Genomic DNA, 15,479 nt, shown 5'->3' on the forward strand with positions numbered 1-15,479 from the left:
CCGGCCTTACTTGAAGGACCCGTGCCGTCCGGTGCCACTGGCGAAGCGCTTGGCGCCTTCCAGCGTCTCGCCGGACGCAATGACATCGAGACCGCCCTGCATTTCATCAAGGATGGCAGACGTCTCGTCGAGATCCCATTGACGCAGCGCCGAGCGCTTGTCATTGCGCAGACACGCTTGCGGAAACTTCGCCAGATCCTGCGCCAATGCAATCGCATGCGCACGCGCTTCACCCTTCGGCACAAGGCGGTTGGCAATCCCGATATCGAATGCTTCCTTCGCGTCGACCGGCCGCCCGGTGAGGATCAAATCCATTGCGCGGGAATGGCCTATCAGCCGCGGCAGACGGATGGTGCCGAGGTCGATCAGCGGGACGCCGAAGCGGCGGCAGAAGATACCAAAGGTCGCGCCCTCGCCCACCACGCGCATGTCGGCCCACAGCGCCAGTTCCATGCCGCCCGCGACCGCATGGCCCTCCACCGCCGCTATCACCGGCTTGCTCAGACGCAAGCGGCTCGGTCCCATTGGCGCGATGGTGTCGTGTCCGCCAGGCTCGCGCTTTTTCTCGCGATCGCCGATCGCAACAGCTTTCAGATCAGCACCTGCGCAGAACGCGCCGCCTGTACCCGTGAATACGGCAACGGAAGAATCCGGATCGGCATCAAAGGCGCGAAAGGCATCGAACAGGCGGCGCGCCGTGGCGCCATCGACGGCATTCTTGCGCTCCGGCCGGTTGATGGAAACGATGGTAACGGGTCCTTCGTGCTCGACAAGAATGGTGTCAGTTTCGGTCATCGATACCTCCCGTTGTATTTATCTTAGCCGCTGTTGCGTAGCCCCGCGGAAATTCCGTTGATGGTGAGCTGAATGCCGCGCAGCACCTGCTCATCCGTGCTTTGAGCCCGGTGCGCCTGAAGCAGTTCGACCTGCACATGGTTGAGCGGATCGAGGTAAGGGAAGCGATTGCGGATCGATCGTTCGAGCAAGGAATTTCCCTGCAACAGCCGGTCATGGCCCATGATGGTCAGCAGCGTTTCGATCGAGTCATGCCACTCGGAGCGGATACGGCCAAAGATGGTGGCGCGCAGCTTTTCATCCGGGACAAGGTCCGCGTAGCGCGAGGCGATGGCGATGCTGCTCTTGGACAGCACCATGTCCATGTTGGACAGCAGCGTCTGGAAGAACGGCCACTCGCGGTACAGTTCCTGGAGGAACGCGATGCCCTTGTCCGGATGCTGCTTGACCCAGGCATCGACAGCGCTGCCGAAGCCATACCAGCCCGGCAGCATCAGGCGGCATTGCGCCCAGCTGAACACCCAGGGAATAGCACGCAAGTCCTCGATTCTGCGCGTCTTTGTGCGCGAAGCCGGTCGGCTGCCTATGTTCAGCGTCGAGATTTCCGAGATCACCGTGGAAGCCCAGAAATAATCCTCGAAGCCTTCGGTTTCATAGACGAGGTTGCGATAGGCCGCATAGGCTAGGTTGGAGAGTTCCTCCATCGCCGCGATGTATTCATCGCGCGGCGCGGAATGTTTCGGCTGCAACAGGCTCGCTTCCAGCGTTGCCGCCGCGAGAATTTCGAGGTTGTGGCGGCCAACGTCGGCATTGGAGTATTTGCTGGAGATGATTTCTCCCTGCTCGGTGATGCGGATCTGCCCGTTCACCGCTCCGCCGGGCTGCGCCAGGATTGCGTCATAGCTCGGGCCGCCGCCGCGGCCGACCGAGCCGCCGCGCCCGTGAAACAGCCGCAGGCGCACGCCGTGGCGCTCGAACACTTCGACGAGACTGATCTCGGCCTTGTAGAGTTCCCAGCCCGAGGTGACGAAACCACCGTCCTTGTTGCTGTCCGAATAGCCGAGCATGACCTCCTGAAGGCCGCCCCGGCTGTCGACGAGGCGACGATATTCCGGCAACGAGAACAGGCTGTCCATGATCTGCGCGCACTGCCGCAGATCATCGATGGTCTCGAACAGCGGCACAATGTTGAGACGGCTGGTGCCGTCCGGCGAGACGAGACCCGCTTCCTTCAGCAGAACAGCGACCTCGAGCAGATCCGACACGCCCTCGGTCATCGAGATGATGCACTGGGGAATGACAGCGCCGCCAAATGTCGCATGGGCTTCCGCAGCCGCGCGCAGCACGGCGAGTTCCTTGATCGTCTCTTCGCCGTACGCGACGAACGGCGACGCCAGCGGACGCGCGGTACTCAATTCACCGGACAGCAGCGCGATACGCGCCTCTTCCGGCATCTCCTGATAATTGGTGCCCGGTGCAGCCGCTTCAAAGAGCTCAGCAATGGTCCGTTCATGCACGGAAGAGTTCTGCCGCATATCAAGCGCCGCAAGGTGGAAGCCGAAGCAGTCCACCGCACGGCGCAGATGCCGCAGCCGTCCCCGCGCGATCACCAGCGAGTTATTGGCGACCAGCGACGCATGCAGCACATCAAGATCGCGCGCAAGTTCATCCGGACCGGCATAGGCCGTCGCAGCGCCCACCGGCGGCCGGCTGGTTTCAATCTTCAGCTTCAAGGCGGTTGCCGCCAGCCGGGCGTAGATGCCGGAAACCGCAAGCCGATAGGGTTCGCCGCTGCGGTGGGGCGACGGGTCCGGGGACTGCCCTGCGAGAGCGCGCAATTCAGGCGACACGTCGGCAAGATGGGCCGCGAGTGAAAGCTCCGCGCCAAGTTCGTGCAATTCGGCAAGATAAAAACGAAGAATGCGCGTAGCGTGCAGGTTAAGAGCACCGCGCATGACCTCCGCCGTCACGAACGGGTTGCCGTCGCGGTCGCCGCCGATCCAGCTTCCCATTTTCAGGAATGTCGCAAGCTCCGGGACATCGTGTGCATCGACGGCCGTGCCGCCCTCTTCGGCCAGCCGGTCCTCAAGCGAACAGTGCAGCCGGGGCACTTCGCGCAGGAACGTATAGTCATAGAACGACAGGCCGTTGGAGACTTCGTCCAGCACCGTCAACTTGGTGCGCCTCAAAAGATTGGTCTGCCACAGCGTCACCACCGCACGGCGCAACTGCTCGTCACTCGCGGCGATCTCGTCGGCAGTCATCTGCGTGCGGTCGCGGATGTTGAGTACGGAGGCGATCTCCATCTCGCGGTCGATCGTACTCTTGCGGCGGACCTCGGTCGGATGCGCGGTGAGGACCGGGCTGACCTGCGCCTTGGCAAAGAATGCCCGCAACTCATCGGCATCGATGCCTGCTTCCTGCGCGCGCGCAAGCGCCCGCGTCAGGGTGCCAGGGCGCGCAGCGGTGCCTGCCATGTCCTGCGCGCGGCGCTGGCGGATATTGTTCTGGTCTTCCGCGATATTGGCCAGATGCGAGAAATAACTGAACGCGCGAACGATGCGGACGGTGTCGGCGATCGACATGCCATCCAGAATGGCCTCAAGCTCGCGGCGGGCCGGCTTGTCGTCATCGCGGTGGAAACGGATCGAGGTCTGCCGGATGCGTTCGACCAGATCGAAGACATCCGCTCCTTCCTGGTCACGGACGGTGTCCCCGAGAATTCGACCCAGCCGCCGGATATCGGCGCGCAACAGCGCATCGTCATCGGCAGCGGCCGGATCGGTCCCGCGAAGCTTCACGTCCCGAGTATCGGACTGTTTCGCTTCGTATGACATGACGCGATCCCGTGAGAGGTGTTCCCGTCCTCTCAAGTCGCAATTTTTGCGCACCGGCGCAAGCGCCGGATACCCGTCCTGCCTTCCGCGCAACGATCTTGCGTTCGGCTAATGATTTTTTCGTATTTTCTTCACGACAGGCGGGCCCCGGTTGAAAACGTCTAGATCCTGCGCCCGGCCCGCTCCCAGTAGGGATCGCGCAGCCGCCGTTTGAAGATCTTTCCCGAATCCTCGCGCGGCAAACCGGTCTGAATCTCGATGTGCTTGGGCACCTTGTAACCCGCCAGCGAAATCCTGAGTTGCTCACGGATCGCCGCGACGTCGAGCACGGCTCCGGGCTGCGGCTCCACCACCGCCATCAGCGCCTCGCCGAACTCGTCATCGGGAATGCCGAACACGGCGCAGTCGTGGACACCGGAAATTCCGTGCAGCACCGCTTCGATTTCCGCCGGATAGATATTGACGCCGCCCGAGATCACCATATCGCGTTTGCGATCGCAGATGAAAACGTAGCCGTCGGCATCGATGTATCCGACATCGCCGCTCGTGATGAAGCCGTCGCGGTCGATCTCAGAGCGCTTCTCGGGCCGGTTGTGATAGGTGAAGTCGGGGTTCGCGGCGATGCGCGAGTAAATCTCGCCGATCTCGCCCTGCGGCAATATCCGGCCATCCTCGCCGAGAAAGCGGAGTTCAGCTCCCGGTGAAATCTTGCCCACCGTGCCCGGTTTCTTCAACGCATCTTCCGAGCTCGCGAATGTCACCGCGCCGGATTCCGTGCTGCCGTAGAACTCAAAAATCACCGGACCGAACCATTCGATCATCGCCCGTTTCACATCCGCGGGGCACGGCGCAGCCGCGTGGATGACGTGACGCAGCGATGAGACGTCGTAGGACTTGCGGACGTGCTCCGGCAGCTTCAGCAGCCGGGTGAACATGGTCGGCACCATGAAGACGTTGTCGATCTTCTGTTGGTCGATGATGCGCAGAAACTCCTCGGCCTCGAAGCGCGGCATCAGGATCGTCACATCACCGAGCCGCCCCGCGCGCAGGCCGAATGCGTTCGGCGCAGAATGATACAGCGGGCCCGGCAGCAAGGCGCGCACGCCCGGCTTAAGTCCATAGATCAGCGCGCGCATCGCTTCCATCGACGCACTCTGCTCCGGCGTCGGTGCATAACGCTTGACGCCTTTGGGGTGCCCTGTGGTGCCGGACGTGTAAATCATGTTCTGCGGCTGCGGCAGTGCGGGTCCATTGTAGGGCGTCTGCTGCGCAAGCCATGTATCGAAATCGAGTGTTCCGCGCGCCGTCGCGCGCAACACCGCATCAATCCGGTATGTCGCAGCGATTTCTGGCGGCGGCGGCAAGCTGAGCATCGTGACGCCGACAGGAACGACGCCGTCGAGCCCGTGTAATAGATCAGCATGGCCGATCAGAACGCGCGCGCCGGAATCGCCCATGACGTAGGCGATCTCGTCCGGCCTGAAGTGCCAGTTGATCGGCACGGCGTAAGCGCCGAGCGTCATCACCGCATAGGCAGTCTCAAGAAACGCAATGTCGTTGCGCATCAGGATGCCGACGCTGTCACCTTGCCTGATGCCGAGCCGTTCGAGCCCGCCCGCGATCAGGCGTGCACGTTCATTCACCTCGTCACGGGACTTGCGGCGCTCGCCGCTGACGATGCCCGTCGCTAACCCCGACATGTCGCAGCCGTTCAATTCGAGCCGTCGGCAAACTTCGGCGCGCGCTTTTCGATATTGGCACGCACCGCCTCTGTCTGGTTGGGCGATCCCATCAGCTTCATCTGCTCGACGGATTCCGCCAGCAGCGCCGGGCCGGGATTGGCCGTGGAGAGATTGTTCAGCATCCGCTTGATGGCGCGGATGGCATCCGGACTCTTGCCGGCGATCTCGCGCGCGGTTTCCAGCGCGACCGAACGGGGATCGTCGCAAATCCGCGTGGCCAGACCGTAGCTCATCGCGTCCTGCGCGGAGAAAATCCGGCCAGTGAAAGTGAGGTCGCGCAGAATATCGTCGCGGACCAGACTGGCGAGAATCGGCGTTCCCGCCATGTCGGGCACCAGCCCCCATTTGATTTCCATGATCGACATGCGCGCGTCCGGCGCGAGAAACCGCATATCGGCGCCGAGCGCGAGCTGGAAGCCGCCGCCAAATGCAACGCCGTGCACAGCTGCAATCACTGGAACCGGCAGCTGCCGCCAGCCCCACACCGCCTGTTGCGAATGATTGGTCAGGCCGTGCGTCCGCTTGGCGAGATCCCGCAGATCGCTGGAGCCGTCGCCCATTGCGGCAAAACGCCCCATATCGAGCCCGGCGCAGAACGCCCGTCCCTCGCCGGACAGCACCACCGCGCGCAAGCCCTTCTCGGTCTTGAGCCGCGCCGCTGTATCCACCAGCGCATTGAACATCGCCGCGTCGAGCGCGTTCATCTTGTCCCCACGGACCAGACGGACGTCGGCGACCCCCTCCGACATCGAAACCGTGATGCGATCGTTTGCGGCAGTCATGGCGTTTCTCCTGTTGTTTTTGATCTCTTCTCTTTACAGGATTAGCGCATGCTGTTTTAATTAATCAACTAACTAATGAAGAAAAGCAATTCTGGGAGGATTGCACCATGTTCACAGATCGACTTCTCGCGGGCCGCAAGATTCTGGTGACCGGTGGCGGCACCGGCCTCGGTAAGGCTATGGCCGCCAGGTTCCTCAGCCTTGGCGCGGAAATCCACATTTGCGGACGCCGCAAAGGCGTTTGCGAGGAAACCGCCGCCGAACTGATGAAACTTCATGGCGGCAAGGTCACCGCTCACGGGGTGGACATTCGCGATGCCGCCGCCGTCGATGCGATGATCGAAAGCGCATTCAAGGACGGCCCGCTCACCGACCTGATCAACAATGCCGCGGGCAACTTCATTTCGCGCACCCAGGATCTGACGCCGCGCGGCTTCGACGCGGTCGCCAACATCGTGATGCACGGAACGTTCTACGTCACCCACGCTGTCGGCAAGCGCTGGATCGCCGGCGGCCATCGCGGCAATGTCGTGTCGATTACAGTGACATGGGTGCGCAACGGCAGCCCTTACGTCGTCCCCTCAGCCATGAGCAAATCCGCGATCCACGCCATGACCATGTCGCTGGCAACCGAATGGGGCCGCTACGGCATTCGCCTCAACACCATCGCACCGGGCGAAATCCCGACCGAAGGCATGAGCAAGCGCATCAAGCCCGGCGACGAAGCCGGTGCGCGAACCATCGCCATGAACCCGATGGGCCGCGTCGGAACCATGGAAGAATTGCAAAACCTCGCAACGTTCCTGATTTCCGGCGGCTGCGACTGGATCAACGGCGAGACCATCGCAATGGATGGCGCGCAGGCGCTGGCGATGGGCGGCAATTTCTACCAATTGCGCGACTGGAAGGATTCCGACTGGAGCGCAGCACGCGACGCCATCATGGCGCAGAACGAAAAGGACAAGGCGAAGCGCGCGTAGCGCCTTGCCCCGTCCACAAACAAAAAAACAAAACAGGGAGACCACTGAATGCGCTTGACGAAACCGCTATGCGCCGCCGTTGCCGCAGGATTTCTGGTTGCCGCCACCGGGAGTGCGATGGCCCAGAAAAAATACGATACCGGCGCGACCGATACCGAAATCAAGATCGGCAATATCATTCCCTACAGCGGTCCCGCCTCGGCCTATGGCGTCGTCGGCAAGGCGATGGAAGGCTACTTCAAGAAGATCAACGACGAGGGCGGCATCAACGGCCGCAAGGTCAACTTCATTTCATATGACGACGCCTACAGCCCGCCGAAAGCGGTGGAGCAGACCCGCAAGCTGGTCGAAAGCGACGAGGTGCTGCTGGTGTTCGGCGCACTCGGCACGCCGTCGAATTCTGCAATTCAGAAATACATGAATTCGAAGAAGGTGCCGCATCTGTTCCTCGCCACCGGCGCTACCAAATGGAATGATCCGAAGGCGTTTCCATGGACCATGGGCTGGCTGCCGAGCTACCAAAGCGAGGGTCGCATCTATGCGAAATTTCTCCTAAAGGAGAAGCCCGACGCCAAGATCGCCGTGCTCTACCAGAACGACGATTTCGGCAAGGACTACCTCAAGGGCATCCAGGATGGTCTCGGCGCCAAGAAGTCCATGATCGTTATCGAGGAGAGCTATGAACTGTCCGAACCGACCATCGACTCGCACATCGTCAAGATTAAATCCCTGAACCCGGACGTTCTCGTGATCTTCACCACGCCGAAGTTCGGCGCGCAGACGATCAAGAAGGTGGGCGAACTCGGCTGGAAACCGATGCAGATCATCACCAACGTCAGCGCCTCGACGGCAACCGTGATGAAGCCTGCCGGATTTGATAACGCGCAGGGTGTCATTTCCGCAGCCTACGCCAAGGATACATCGGACCCGCAGTGGAACGACGATCCCGGCATGAAAGAATACAAGGCCTTCCTCGCCAAGTATGTCCCGGAAGCAAACGTCGCGGACAGCTCCGCTCTTACAGGCTACAACATGGCGCAGACCATGGCCGCAGTGCTGAAGCAATGCGGCGACGATCTCACCCGCGCCAATGTCATGAAGCAGGCCGCCAGCATCAACGGCATCCAGCAAGGCGGCATGTTGCCCGGCGTCCTGATCAAGACCAGCGCGACGGACTTCTCGCCCATCGAGCAGTTGCAGTTGATGCGCTTCAAGGGCGAGCGCTGGGAGCTGTTCGGCGCTGTGATCGACGGCGAAGCCGGAGGCGAGCGGTAAGCCCGCGACCATGCGCACCGCGCTGACGTGACCTGAGTTGAGCGAGGCGGATATCGCCTAATTTCGCCTCGCCATTGCGATGCCTCCCGCTATATTGGCCACCCAAGAAGCCCATAAGCGGGAGGCGATTTCGTGGGATCCAGTGAAGAACTCGTGCGGGCGACGGCCTGCGACATCGTCGAACGGCTCCGCAAGAACGAGATTACGCCCCACGATCTGCTCGATGCGCTGGAAGCCAGAATTCGCAAAGTGGACGGCGGGGTCAACGCCCTCCCCATCCTCTGCTTCGACCGCGCCCGCGACCACGCCGACAAGCTGATGAAGAAGCCGGCCGGCGAGCGCGGCCTGCTTGCCGGTATGCCGGTGCCCATCAAGGACCTGACCGATGTCGCAGGTGTGCGGACCACGCAGGGATCGCCGATTTTCAAGGATGTCGTTGCGGCCAAGTCCAACATCGTGGTCGAGAGCCTCGAAACCAACGGCGCGATCGTCTACGCCAAATCCAACACCCCGGAATTCGGCGCCGGGGCGCAGACCTTCAACGAAGTGTTCGGCGCGACGCTCAACCCGTGGAATCTGTCCCGCTCCGCATCCGGCTCCTCGGGCGGTGCCGCGGCAGCACTTGCGAGCGGCACGGCTTGGCTCGCCCACGGCACCGACGTCGGCGGCTCGCTGCGCAATCCCGCCAGCTTCTGCGGCGTGGTCGGCATGCGCCCCAGCATCGGTCGAGTGGCGCATTCGCAAACCGCAAAGGTCGATCGCACGCTGAGCGCTGATGGTCCGATGGCGCGGAACGTTGAGGATTTGGCGCTGATGCTCGACGCCATGTCCGGCGAGCATCCGGGCGACGCGCTGTCCCTGCCTCGATTGCCGACATCGTTTCTCTCCGCAGCGCGATCCGGCGCGAAGCCGAGGCGCATTGCCTATTCCGCTACCCTTGGCATTTCGCCCGTCGACCCCGAGGTCGCCGAGATCACGCGCAAGGCCGCGCAGCGCTTTGAAGAGGCTGGCGTCATCGTCGAAGAGGCCCATCCGGATTTCAGCGAGGCGGTCGCCTGCGCCCATGTGCTGCGCGCCTACGATTATGTCCTGACCAAAGGCAAGCTGCTCAAGTCTCACCGCGACCAGTTGAAGCCGGAAGTAATCTGGAACATCGAGGAAGGTCTCAAACTGACGCTCGCGGACATCGAACGTGCCGAGGCCCAGCGCGTCACACTGATGAACCGTGCCCTCGCCTTTTTCGAGACCTACGATTTGCTGCTCTGCCCGACCACCATCGTCGCGCCGTTCCCGGTCGAGCAGCGCTATCTCGCCGAATGCAACGGCGTGAAGTTCGACAACTACGTCGGCTGGCTCGCCATCGTGTCCGCCATCACCATTGCCTGCTGCCCGGGTCTGTCGATTCCCTGCGGGTTCACCCGCGAGAACCTGCCGGTGGGATTGCAGATCGTCGCGCCACCTCGCGGCGAGGCCCGGGCGCTCGCAGGCGGCAAGCTGCTGGAAAATATCCTCGGGCTTGGCGCCATCACTCCGATCGATCCCCGGCCGGGCAAGTGATCCCGAAGCGGCCTTGCAATCGACCGCCCTGCGTGAAAGATACGGCACCCGGCAACCAGAGAAGATAAATGGCAGCGCCAAAACAACCTGCGTTCGATACGCTCAGCCTGCATGCGGGCCAGCATCCTGATCCGGTCACCGGCTCGCGCGCCGTGCCCATCTATCAGACGACGTCCTACGTCTTCCAGGATGCCGATCATGCTGCCGCGCTGTTCAACCTCGAACGCGCGGGCCACATCTATACCCGCATTTCCAACCCGACCATTGCGGTGCTGGAGGAACGGCTCGCGGCGCTTGAAAACGGCGTCGGCGCGGTCTGCACCGCCAGCGGCATGGCCGCGCTGCATCTGGCGATTGCGACCATTTTGAACGCGGGCGACCATATCGTTGCGTCCGCCTCGCTCTATGGCGGCACCATCAATCTCTTGACGCACACGCTGCCGCGCTTCGGCATCACCACGACCTTCGTGAAGCCGCGCGACCTCGATGGCATCCGCGCCGCGATCAAGCCGAATACCAAGCTCGTGATCGGCGAGACCATCGGCAATCCCGGCCTCGAAGTACTGGACATTCCTGCGGTCGCAAAGATCGCGCACGACGCGGGCATTCCGCTGCTGATCGACAACACGTTTGCGACGCCCTACCTCTCTCGCCCGATCGAGCTCGGCGCAGACATCGTGATGAACTCGATCACCAAGTGGATTGGCGGACACGGCATTGCCATCGGCGGCGTCATCGTTGACGGCGGCCATTTCGACTGGGAGAAGTCCGGCAAGTTCCCAACGCTGACCACGCCTTATGCTGGCTATCACGGCATCGTCTTTAGCGAGGAGTTTGGCCCGCAGGCATTCATCATGCGTGCCCGGGCCGAAGGCCTGCGCGATTTCGGCGCGTGCCTGTCGCCGACCAACGCATTCCAGATCCTGCAAGGCGTCGAGACCCTTCACGTCCGTATGCAGCGCCATGTGGAGAATGCCGTCGCCGTTCTGGAATTTCTTAAATCGAACAACGCCGTCGAGTGGGTGCTGCATCCGTCGCTCGACAACCATCCCGATCACGAGCTTGCCAAAAAACTGCTGCCGCGCGGAGCCGGCTCGATCATCACCTTCGGCATCAAGGGTGGGCGCGACGCAGGCCGCAAGTTCATCGAGGCGCTGAAACTCGCCAGCCATCTGGCAAACGTCGGCGACGCCAAGACGCTGGTTATTCATCCCGCCAGCACCACGCATCAGCAGATGAACGCCGAACAGTTGAAGGTCGCAGGAATCGGCGAAGAACTGATCCGCCTGTCCATCGGCATCGAAGCCGCCGAAGACATCATTGGCGACCTCGGCCAGGCACTGCGCTTTTCACAGAAGGCTTGAGACATGATTTTGACTGTGGACGGCGCCAAGGTTTTCGCGACAACGGGCGGCAAGTCTTTCAATCCGGAACTGCCGCTGGTGGTCTTTCTGCACGGCGCCGGTTTCGATCATTCGATGTGGGCGCTGTTCAGCCGGTGGTTTTCGCATCACGGTTACAGTGTGCTGGCGCCGGATCTTCCGGGACATGGACGCTCCGAGGGACACCTCATTTCGTCTATCGGCGGAATGGCGGACTGGACAATCAAGCTGATCGAAGCGGCCGGTGCGAAGAAGGCCGGTTTTGTCGGTCATTCGATGGGCTCGCTGATCGCGCTCGATGCCGCAGCACGCTACCCGGACAAGGTCTCCTCTCTCTCGCTGATCGGCGTCGGCGGTGCGATGCCGGTGTCCCCTGACCTGCTCAACGCAGCGAAGGACAACAACCACGATGCCATCGACATGGTGTCGATCTGGGGTTTCGGATTCGCGGCTGGTCTGGGCGGCTCACAGGCTCCGGGCCTCTGGATGATGGGCGGCGGACAGCGAGTGCTGGAGCGCGACGCACCCGGCGTGCTCCACAACGATCTCGCGGCCTGCAACGACTACAAGGCGGCAATGGAATCCGCGGCGAAGGTCACCGCCCCCACCACGCTCATTCTCGGCGAGCGCGATATGATGACGCCGCTCAAATCGGGCAAGCAACTCGCTGCCGCGATTGCGGGGTCGAACCCGGTCGTGTTGCCCGGCGCAGGTCATATGATGACGGCGGAGCGGCCTGACGATGTGCTGAAGGCGCTGATCGCGTCACATGCCTAGATAGATGCGCCGCACTTCCGGATTGGACTTGATTTCGGCCGCGGGGCCGCTCATCACCACCTTGCCGGTTTGCAACACATAAGCGCGGTCGGAGATTTCAAGACTCTCCGACAGCCGCTGCTCGACCAGCAGAACGGTGACGCCGTTATTGCGGATCTGCTGCACCGCCTGGAAAATCTCATCGACCAGTTTCGGCATGATGCCCTGCGATGGCTCATCGAGCATCAAGAGTCGCGGCCGCGTCATCAATGCGCGGGCAATCGCCAGCATCTGCTGCTCCCCGCCCGACAGCGTTGCCGCACGCTGCGACAGGCGCTCTTCCAGACGCGGAAACAGCTTGAACACGAATTCCAGCGGGCTGTCGCGATCCGGGCTGCCGCGATGCAGGTAGCTGCCAAGCCGCAGATTGTCCGCCACGCTGAGCCGCGGAAACAACCGCTTGTTTTCCGGAACGAAGGCCAGCCCCCGCGCGGTGATCAGATGCGCCGGAATGGTGTCGATCCGTTCGCCAACGAAATTGACCACCCCTGATTTCGGCTTCTCCATTCCGGCGATGGATTTCAGCAATGTGGACTTGCCAGCTCCGTTCGCTCCCGCAACCGTGACAATCTCGCCGGAATCGACGTTGATTGAAATATCCGAAATCGCGATCAGACCGCGATAGGCCGTAGTGAGGTTCGCGACATCAAGCAACACGATGACGATCCCCCAGATAGGCCGCGATCACCTTCTCGTCGCGCACGACTTCCTTCGGCAGTCCTTCTGCCAGAACCTTGCCGAGATGCAGCACCACGGCACGGTCCACCAGCGGCATCACCACTTCCATGACATGCTCGACCATCACCACCGTGACGCCGGTCTCCCGCACCTTGCGGATCAATTCGACGCCAGCCGCCGCCTCACTCGGCGTGAGGCCCGTCAAAACTTCATCGAGCAGCAACAGCTTCGGTTCGGTCGCCAGCGCGCGCGCAACTTCAAGCCGGCGCTTCTGCGGCGGCGTGAGATCCGCCGCGGAGGCATCGGCATGGGCCGCAAGACCGACATAGTCGAGCACATCGAGCGCCTTGGCGCGGGCCTGCAATACGCCCGGATAGCGCACAAACGCACCGACGGTGACATTCTCGACCACCGACATGGAATCGAACGAGCGCGGCACCTGATACGTGCGCGCAATGCCGAGATCGCAGCGGTCGGCCGCAGGCAGCGGTGTGATGTCCCGCCCGTCGAATTCGATCACGCCGAAGGACACCGGAAACGCGCCTGCGATCAGGTTGAACAGCGTCGACTTGCCTGCACCGTTCGGACCGATCAACCCAAGGATTTCCCCGCGCTTGACGTCAAGATCGATGGAGTCGTTAGCAACAAGGCCGTCGAAACGGCGTGTCACGCTGCGGCAAGTAATCAGCGGAGCCTCGCTCATGACGCCGCTCCGCGCGCAGCCGGCGGCTTGATGATGCTGAGAATGCCCTCGGGCCGCGTCAGCGAGACGATCATGACAAGCCCGCCGTAGATAACGAGATCGAGACCCGAGCCCGACCCGCCCAGATATGAGCGTGTCAGTTCGGCCAGCGGGATCAGGATCAGCGCGCCGATCGCCGGCCCCCATAGCGAACCGACGCCGCCGAGCACGGCGGGCAGCGCCATCAGCAGCGAAAAGCGGAAATGCATCACGCTGTCCGGATCGATGTAGGAAACGAACGCTGCGTAGAAGCCGCCGCCAACAGCGGTAAAGAAGGCCGAGATCGCCGCCGCCGCCATCTTGGAATGGAAGATCGTGACGCCAAGGCTTTCCGCCGCCTCCGCGTTGTCCTTTACGGCGCGCCACCAGTAACCCCACTTCGACTCGACGATGGCGAATGTCACCAGCCAGGTCACCGCGAACAATGCGAGGGCGAAATAGAAGTACGGCGCCTTGTCGCGCGCAAACTGCAAGGTCCACCATGAATCCGGCGTGAACGGCCACTGGATGCCGAGCGCGGCGCCTGCGTAATCCCAGTTATGAAACAGCAGCAGGCCGATCTCGGCGATGACGATGGTCGCAATCGAGAAATAGTGCCCCTTGAGCCGGAAGCACGGATAGCCGAGCGCCAGCGCGATCAGCGCGGCGATAATCCCGCCCGCGAGTAGTCCGCCCCACGGGGTGATGCCGAATTTCACATAAAGAATGCTGGTCGCGTAGGCACCTATCCCGAAATACAGCGCATGTCCGAGCGACACCTGACCGCAGTAACCGCCGAGCAAATTCCAGCTCTGAGATAGTGCTGCGAACAGCAGCGTCAGGATCAGCACGTTCATCATGTAGACATCGGTGACCAGACGCGGCACCAGCGCAATCATCGCGAACACGGCGAGCGCCGTCAGAAGTTGCCGCCGCCGGCCAGCGACAAATGACGACATCGAGGAGTTGGTGACAGTGTTCTGGGTCATCACAGCCTCCCGAACAGGCCGCTCGGCCTGACGAATAGGACCAGCAGATAGAGTGAGTAAACGCCGACCGATTTCAGTGATGCCGGAAGGATCAGCGTGGTCAGCGCCTCAACCAGCCCGACGATTACACCGGCCACGAGTGCGCCGAAGATGCTGCCGAAACCGCCGAGCGCAACCGTGACATAGGCGATCAGCGCAAAGGTGCCGCCGACCTGCGGATGGATGTAGTAGAAAATCGCCAGCACCGCGCCCGCAATTCCGACCAATGCGGCACCGAGCCCCCAGCCAAGCGCGAACACGCGGTTGCGGTCGATGCCGACCAGCGCCACCGCCCCCTGATCCTCGCGCGTGGCTTCAAGCGCCTTGCCAAAGTCGGTGCGCGTGATCAGCCAGTAAAGACCGGCGAACACCGCCAGCGAGACCGCCCCGCCGAATATCTGCGGCCAGGGCAGAAACACGCCGCCTAGATTAAGCGTCTTGCCGCCGAGCCAGGTGTTGGCGATGTTGCGGTAGTCTGGCGTGAAAAAGTACTGCGCCAGTCCCTGGATCAGCAGAGCGAGGCCGAAGGTCGCGAAAATCTGCACCATGCCGGGGTTTGCCTTGGCGCGCATCGCGTAGCGGATGATGCCAGCGTACACCGATACCCCGAGCACGAACATCAGCGCCACCACCAGCGGCGCCAGCACGACAGGATCGAGCGCGGTCATGAGCACCAGCCCGAAGGTCGCATACATAGCGAGCATCAGGAATTCGCCGTGCGCGAAGTTGACCACATCCATCAGACCGAAGATCAGCGACAGGCCGACCGCGATCAACGCGTAGATCAGCCCCATCAGAAGGCCGCTCGCGATCACTTGAAGAAAAGCCTGTGTCGTCACCGGAAGCAATCCATCGCGGAAAGGTGCAAGGCGGCCCCGCCGCCGGG

General features: G+C 62.1%; 13 protein-coding genes. 5 read left to right on the forward strand and 8 right to left on the reverse strand.

All coding sequences use genetic code 11. The annotated features are described in order from the left end of the window. Positions 1 to 6 precede the first annotated feature (6 nt). From I554_RS0100240 to I554_RS0100255, 4 genes are all read right to left on the reverse strand, one after another. A complete protein-coding gene (locus tag I554_RS0100240) occupies positions 7 to 795 on the reverse strand; it encodes a crotonase/enoyl-CoA hydratase family protein (protein ID WP_024573849.1) in 789 nt (262 codons plus the stop codon). A 23-nt stretch (positions 796 to 818) separates the two neighbouring features. Beyond that, positions 819 to 3,632: a phosphoenolpyruvate carboxylase gene (gene ppc, locus I554_RS0100245; protein WP_024573848.1), complete on the reverse strand. Its 2,814-nt coding sequence runs from the start codon at positions 3,630 to 3,632 to the stop codon at positions 819 to 821. A 161-nt stretch (positions 3,633 to 3,793) separates the two neighbouring features. Further along, positions 3,794 to 5,332, reverse strand: coding sequence for an acyl-CoA synthetase (locus I554_RS0100250; RefSeq protein ID WP_024573847.1), 1,539 nt, complete (start codon positions 5,330 to 5,332; stop codon positions 3,794 to 3,796). Between the two features lie 11 nt (positions 5,333 to 5,343). Then, on the reverse strand, positions 5,344 to 6,156 hold the full coding sequence (locus I554_RS0100255) for a crotonase/enoyl-CoA hydratase family protein (protein ID WP_024573846.1): 813 nt from the start codon (positions 6,154 to 6,156) through the stop codon (positions 5,344 to 5,346). 107 nt (positions 6,157 to 6,263) lie between these two features. On the opposite strand from I554_RS0100255, the gene I554_RS0100260 reads away from it, so the two are divergent. The 5 genes from I554_RS0100260 to I554_RS0100280 all read left to right on the forward strand — a co-directional run bounded on the left by I554_RS0100260 (position 6,264) and on the right by I554_RS0100280 (position 12,127). After that, the gene (locus tag I554_RS0100260) at positions 6,264 to 7,136 is read left to right on the forward strand and encodes an SDR family oxidoreductase (protein WP_024573845.1); all 873 of its coding nucleotides are present in this window, start codon (positions 6,264 to 6,266) and stop codon (positions 7,134 to 7,136) included. 48 nt (positions 7,137 to 7,184) lie between these two features. Further along, positions 7,185 to 8,411, forward strand: coding sequence for an ABC transporter substrate-binding protein (locus I554_RS0100265; protein ID WP_024573844.1), 1,227 nt, complete (start codon positions 7,185 to 7,187; stop codon positions 8,409 to 8,411). Between the two features lie 132 nt (positions 8,412 to 8,543). Further along, positions 8,544 to 9,968 (forward strand): amidase family protein, encoded by a 1,425-nt coding sequence (locus tag I554_RS0100270; protein WP_024573843.1) that lies wholly within the window; start codon positions 8,544 to 8,546, stop codon positions 9,966 to 9,968. 68 nt (positions 9,969 to 10,036) lie between these two features. Continuing rightward, positions 10,037 to 11,332 (forward strand): O-acetylhomoserine aminocarboxypropyltransferase, encoded by a 1,296-nt coding sequence (locus I554_RS0100275; protein ID WP_024573842.1) that lies wholly within the window; start codon positions 10,037 to 10,039, stop codon positions 11,330 to 11,332. 3 nt (positions 11,333 to 11,335) lie between these two features. Then, the gene (locus tag I554_RS0100280) at positions 11,336 to 12,127 is read left to right on the forward strand and encodes an alpha/beta hydrolase (protein ID WP_024573841.1); all 792 of its coding nucleotides are present in this window, start codon (positions 11,336 to 11,338) and stop codon (positions 12,125 to 12,127) included. Here I554_RS0100280 and I554_RS0100285 read toward each other — a convergent pair. From I554_RS0100285 to I554_RS0100300, 4 genes are read right to left on the reverse strand one after another with little or no spacing between them, the layout of a single operon-like run. Next, positions 12,116 to 12,820 carry an ABC transporter ATP-binding protein gene (locus tag I554_RS0100285; RefSeq protein WP_024573840.1) on the reverse strand — a complete coding sequence of 235 codons (705 nt, stop codon included), beginning with the start codon at positions 12,818 to 12,820 and terminating at the stop codon, positions 12,116 to 12,118. The two genes, I554_RS0100280 and I554_RS0100285, sit on opposite strands and share 12 nt — an antisense overlap. Beyond that, positions 12,813 to 13,547 (reverse strand): ATP-binding cassette domain-containing protein, encoded by a 735-nt coding sequence (locus tag I554_RS0100290; RefSeq protein WP_024573839.1) that lies wholly within the window; start codon positions 13,545 to 13,547, stop codon positions 12,813 to 12,815. The genes I554_RS0100285 and I554_RS0100290 overlap by 8 nt, the downstream gene beginning before the upstream one ends. Continuing rightward, complete coding sequence (locus tag I554_RS0100295) at positions 13,544 to 14,554, reverse strand: branched-chain amino acid ABC transporter permease (RefSeq protein ID WP_024573838.1); 1,011 nt, start codon at positions 14,552 to 14,554, stop codon at positions 13,544 to 13,546. Before I554_RS0100295 ends, I554_RS0100290 begins: the two co-directional genes overlap by 4 nt. Next, positions 14,554 to 15,432 (reverse strand): branched-chain amino acid ABC transporter permease, encoded by an 879-nt coding sequence (locus I554_RS0100300; protein WP_024573837.1) that lies wholly within the window; start codon positions 15,430 to 15,432, stop codon positions 14,554 to 14,556. The genes I554_RS0100295 and I554_RS0100300 overlap by 1 nt, the downstream gene beginning before the upstream one ends. Positions 15,433 to 15,479 lie beyond the last annotated feature (47 nt).

It is taken from the genome of Afipia sp. OHSU_II-C1 (assembly GCF_000497575.1).
Lineage (GTDB): Bacteria > Pseudomonadota > Alphaproteobacteria > Rhizobiales > Xanthobacteraceae > Afipia.

Coding starts and splice junctions, on each gene's coding strand:
- I554_RS0100240 (WP_024573849.1), bottom strand. CDS start 795: ATGACCGAAACTGACACCATTCTTGTCGAGCACGAAGGACCCGTTACC.
- ppc (WP_024573848.1), bottom strand. CDS start 3,632: ATGTCATACGAAGCGAAACAGTCCGATACTCGGGACGTGAAGCTTCGC.
- I554_RS0100250 (WP_024573847.1), bottom strand. CDS start 5,332: ATGTCGGGGTTAGCGACGGGCATCGTCAGCGGCGAGCGCCGCAAGTCC.
- I554_RS0100255 (WP_024573846.1), bottom strand. CDS start 6,156: ATGACTGCCGCAAACGATCGCATCACGGTTTCGATGTCGGAGGGGGTC.
- I554_RS0100260 (WP_024573845.1), top strand. CDS start 6,264: ATGTTCACAGATCGACTTCTCGCGGGCCGCAAGATTCTGGTGACCGGT.
- I554_RS0100265 (WP_024573844.1), top strand. CDS start 7,185: ATGCGCTTGACGAAACCGCTATGCGCCGCCGTTGCCGCAGGATTTCTG.
- I554_RS0100275 (WP_024573842.1), top strand. CDS start 10,037: ATGGCAGCGCCAAAACAACCTGCGTTCGATACGCTCAGCCTGCATGCG.
- I554_RS0100280 (WP_024573841.1), top strand. CDS start 11,336: ATGATTTTGACTGTGGACGGCGCCAAGGTTTTCGCGACAACGGGCGGC.
- I554_RS0100290 (WP_024573839.1), bottom strand. CDS start 13,547: ATGAGCGAGGCTCCGCTGATTACTTGCCGCAGCGTGACACGCCGTTTC.
- I554_RS0100295 (WP_024573838.1), bottom strand. CDS start 14,554: ATGACCCAGAACACTGTCACCAACTCCTCGATGTCGTCATTTGTCGCT.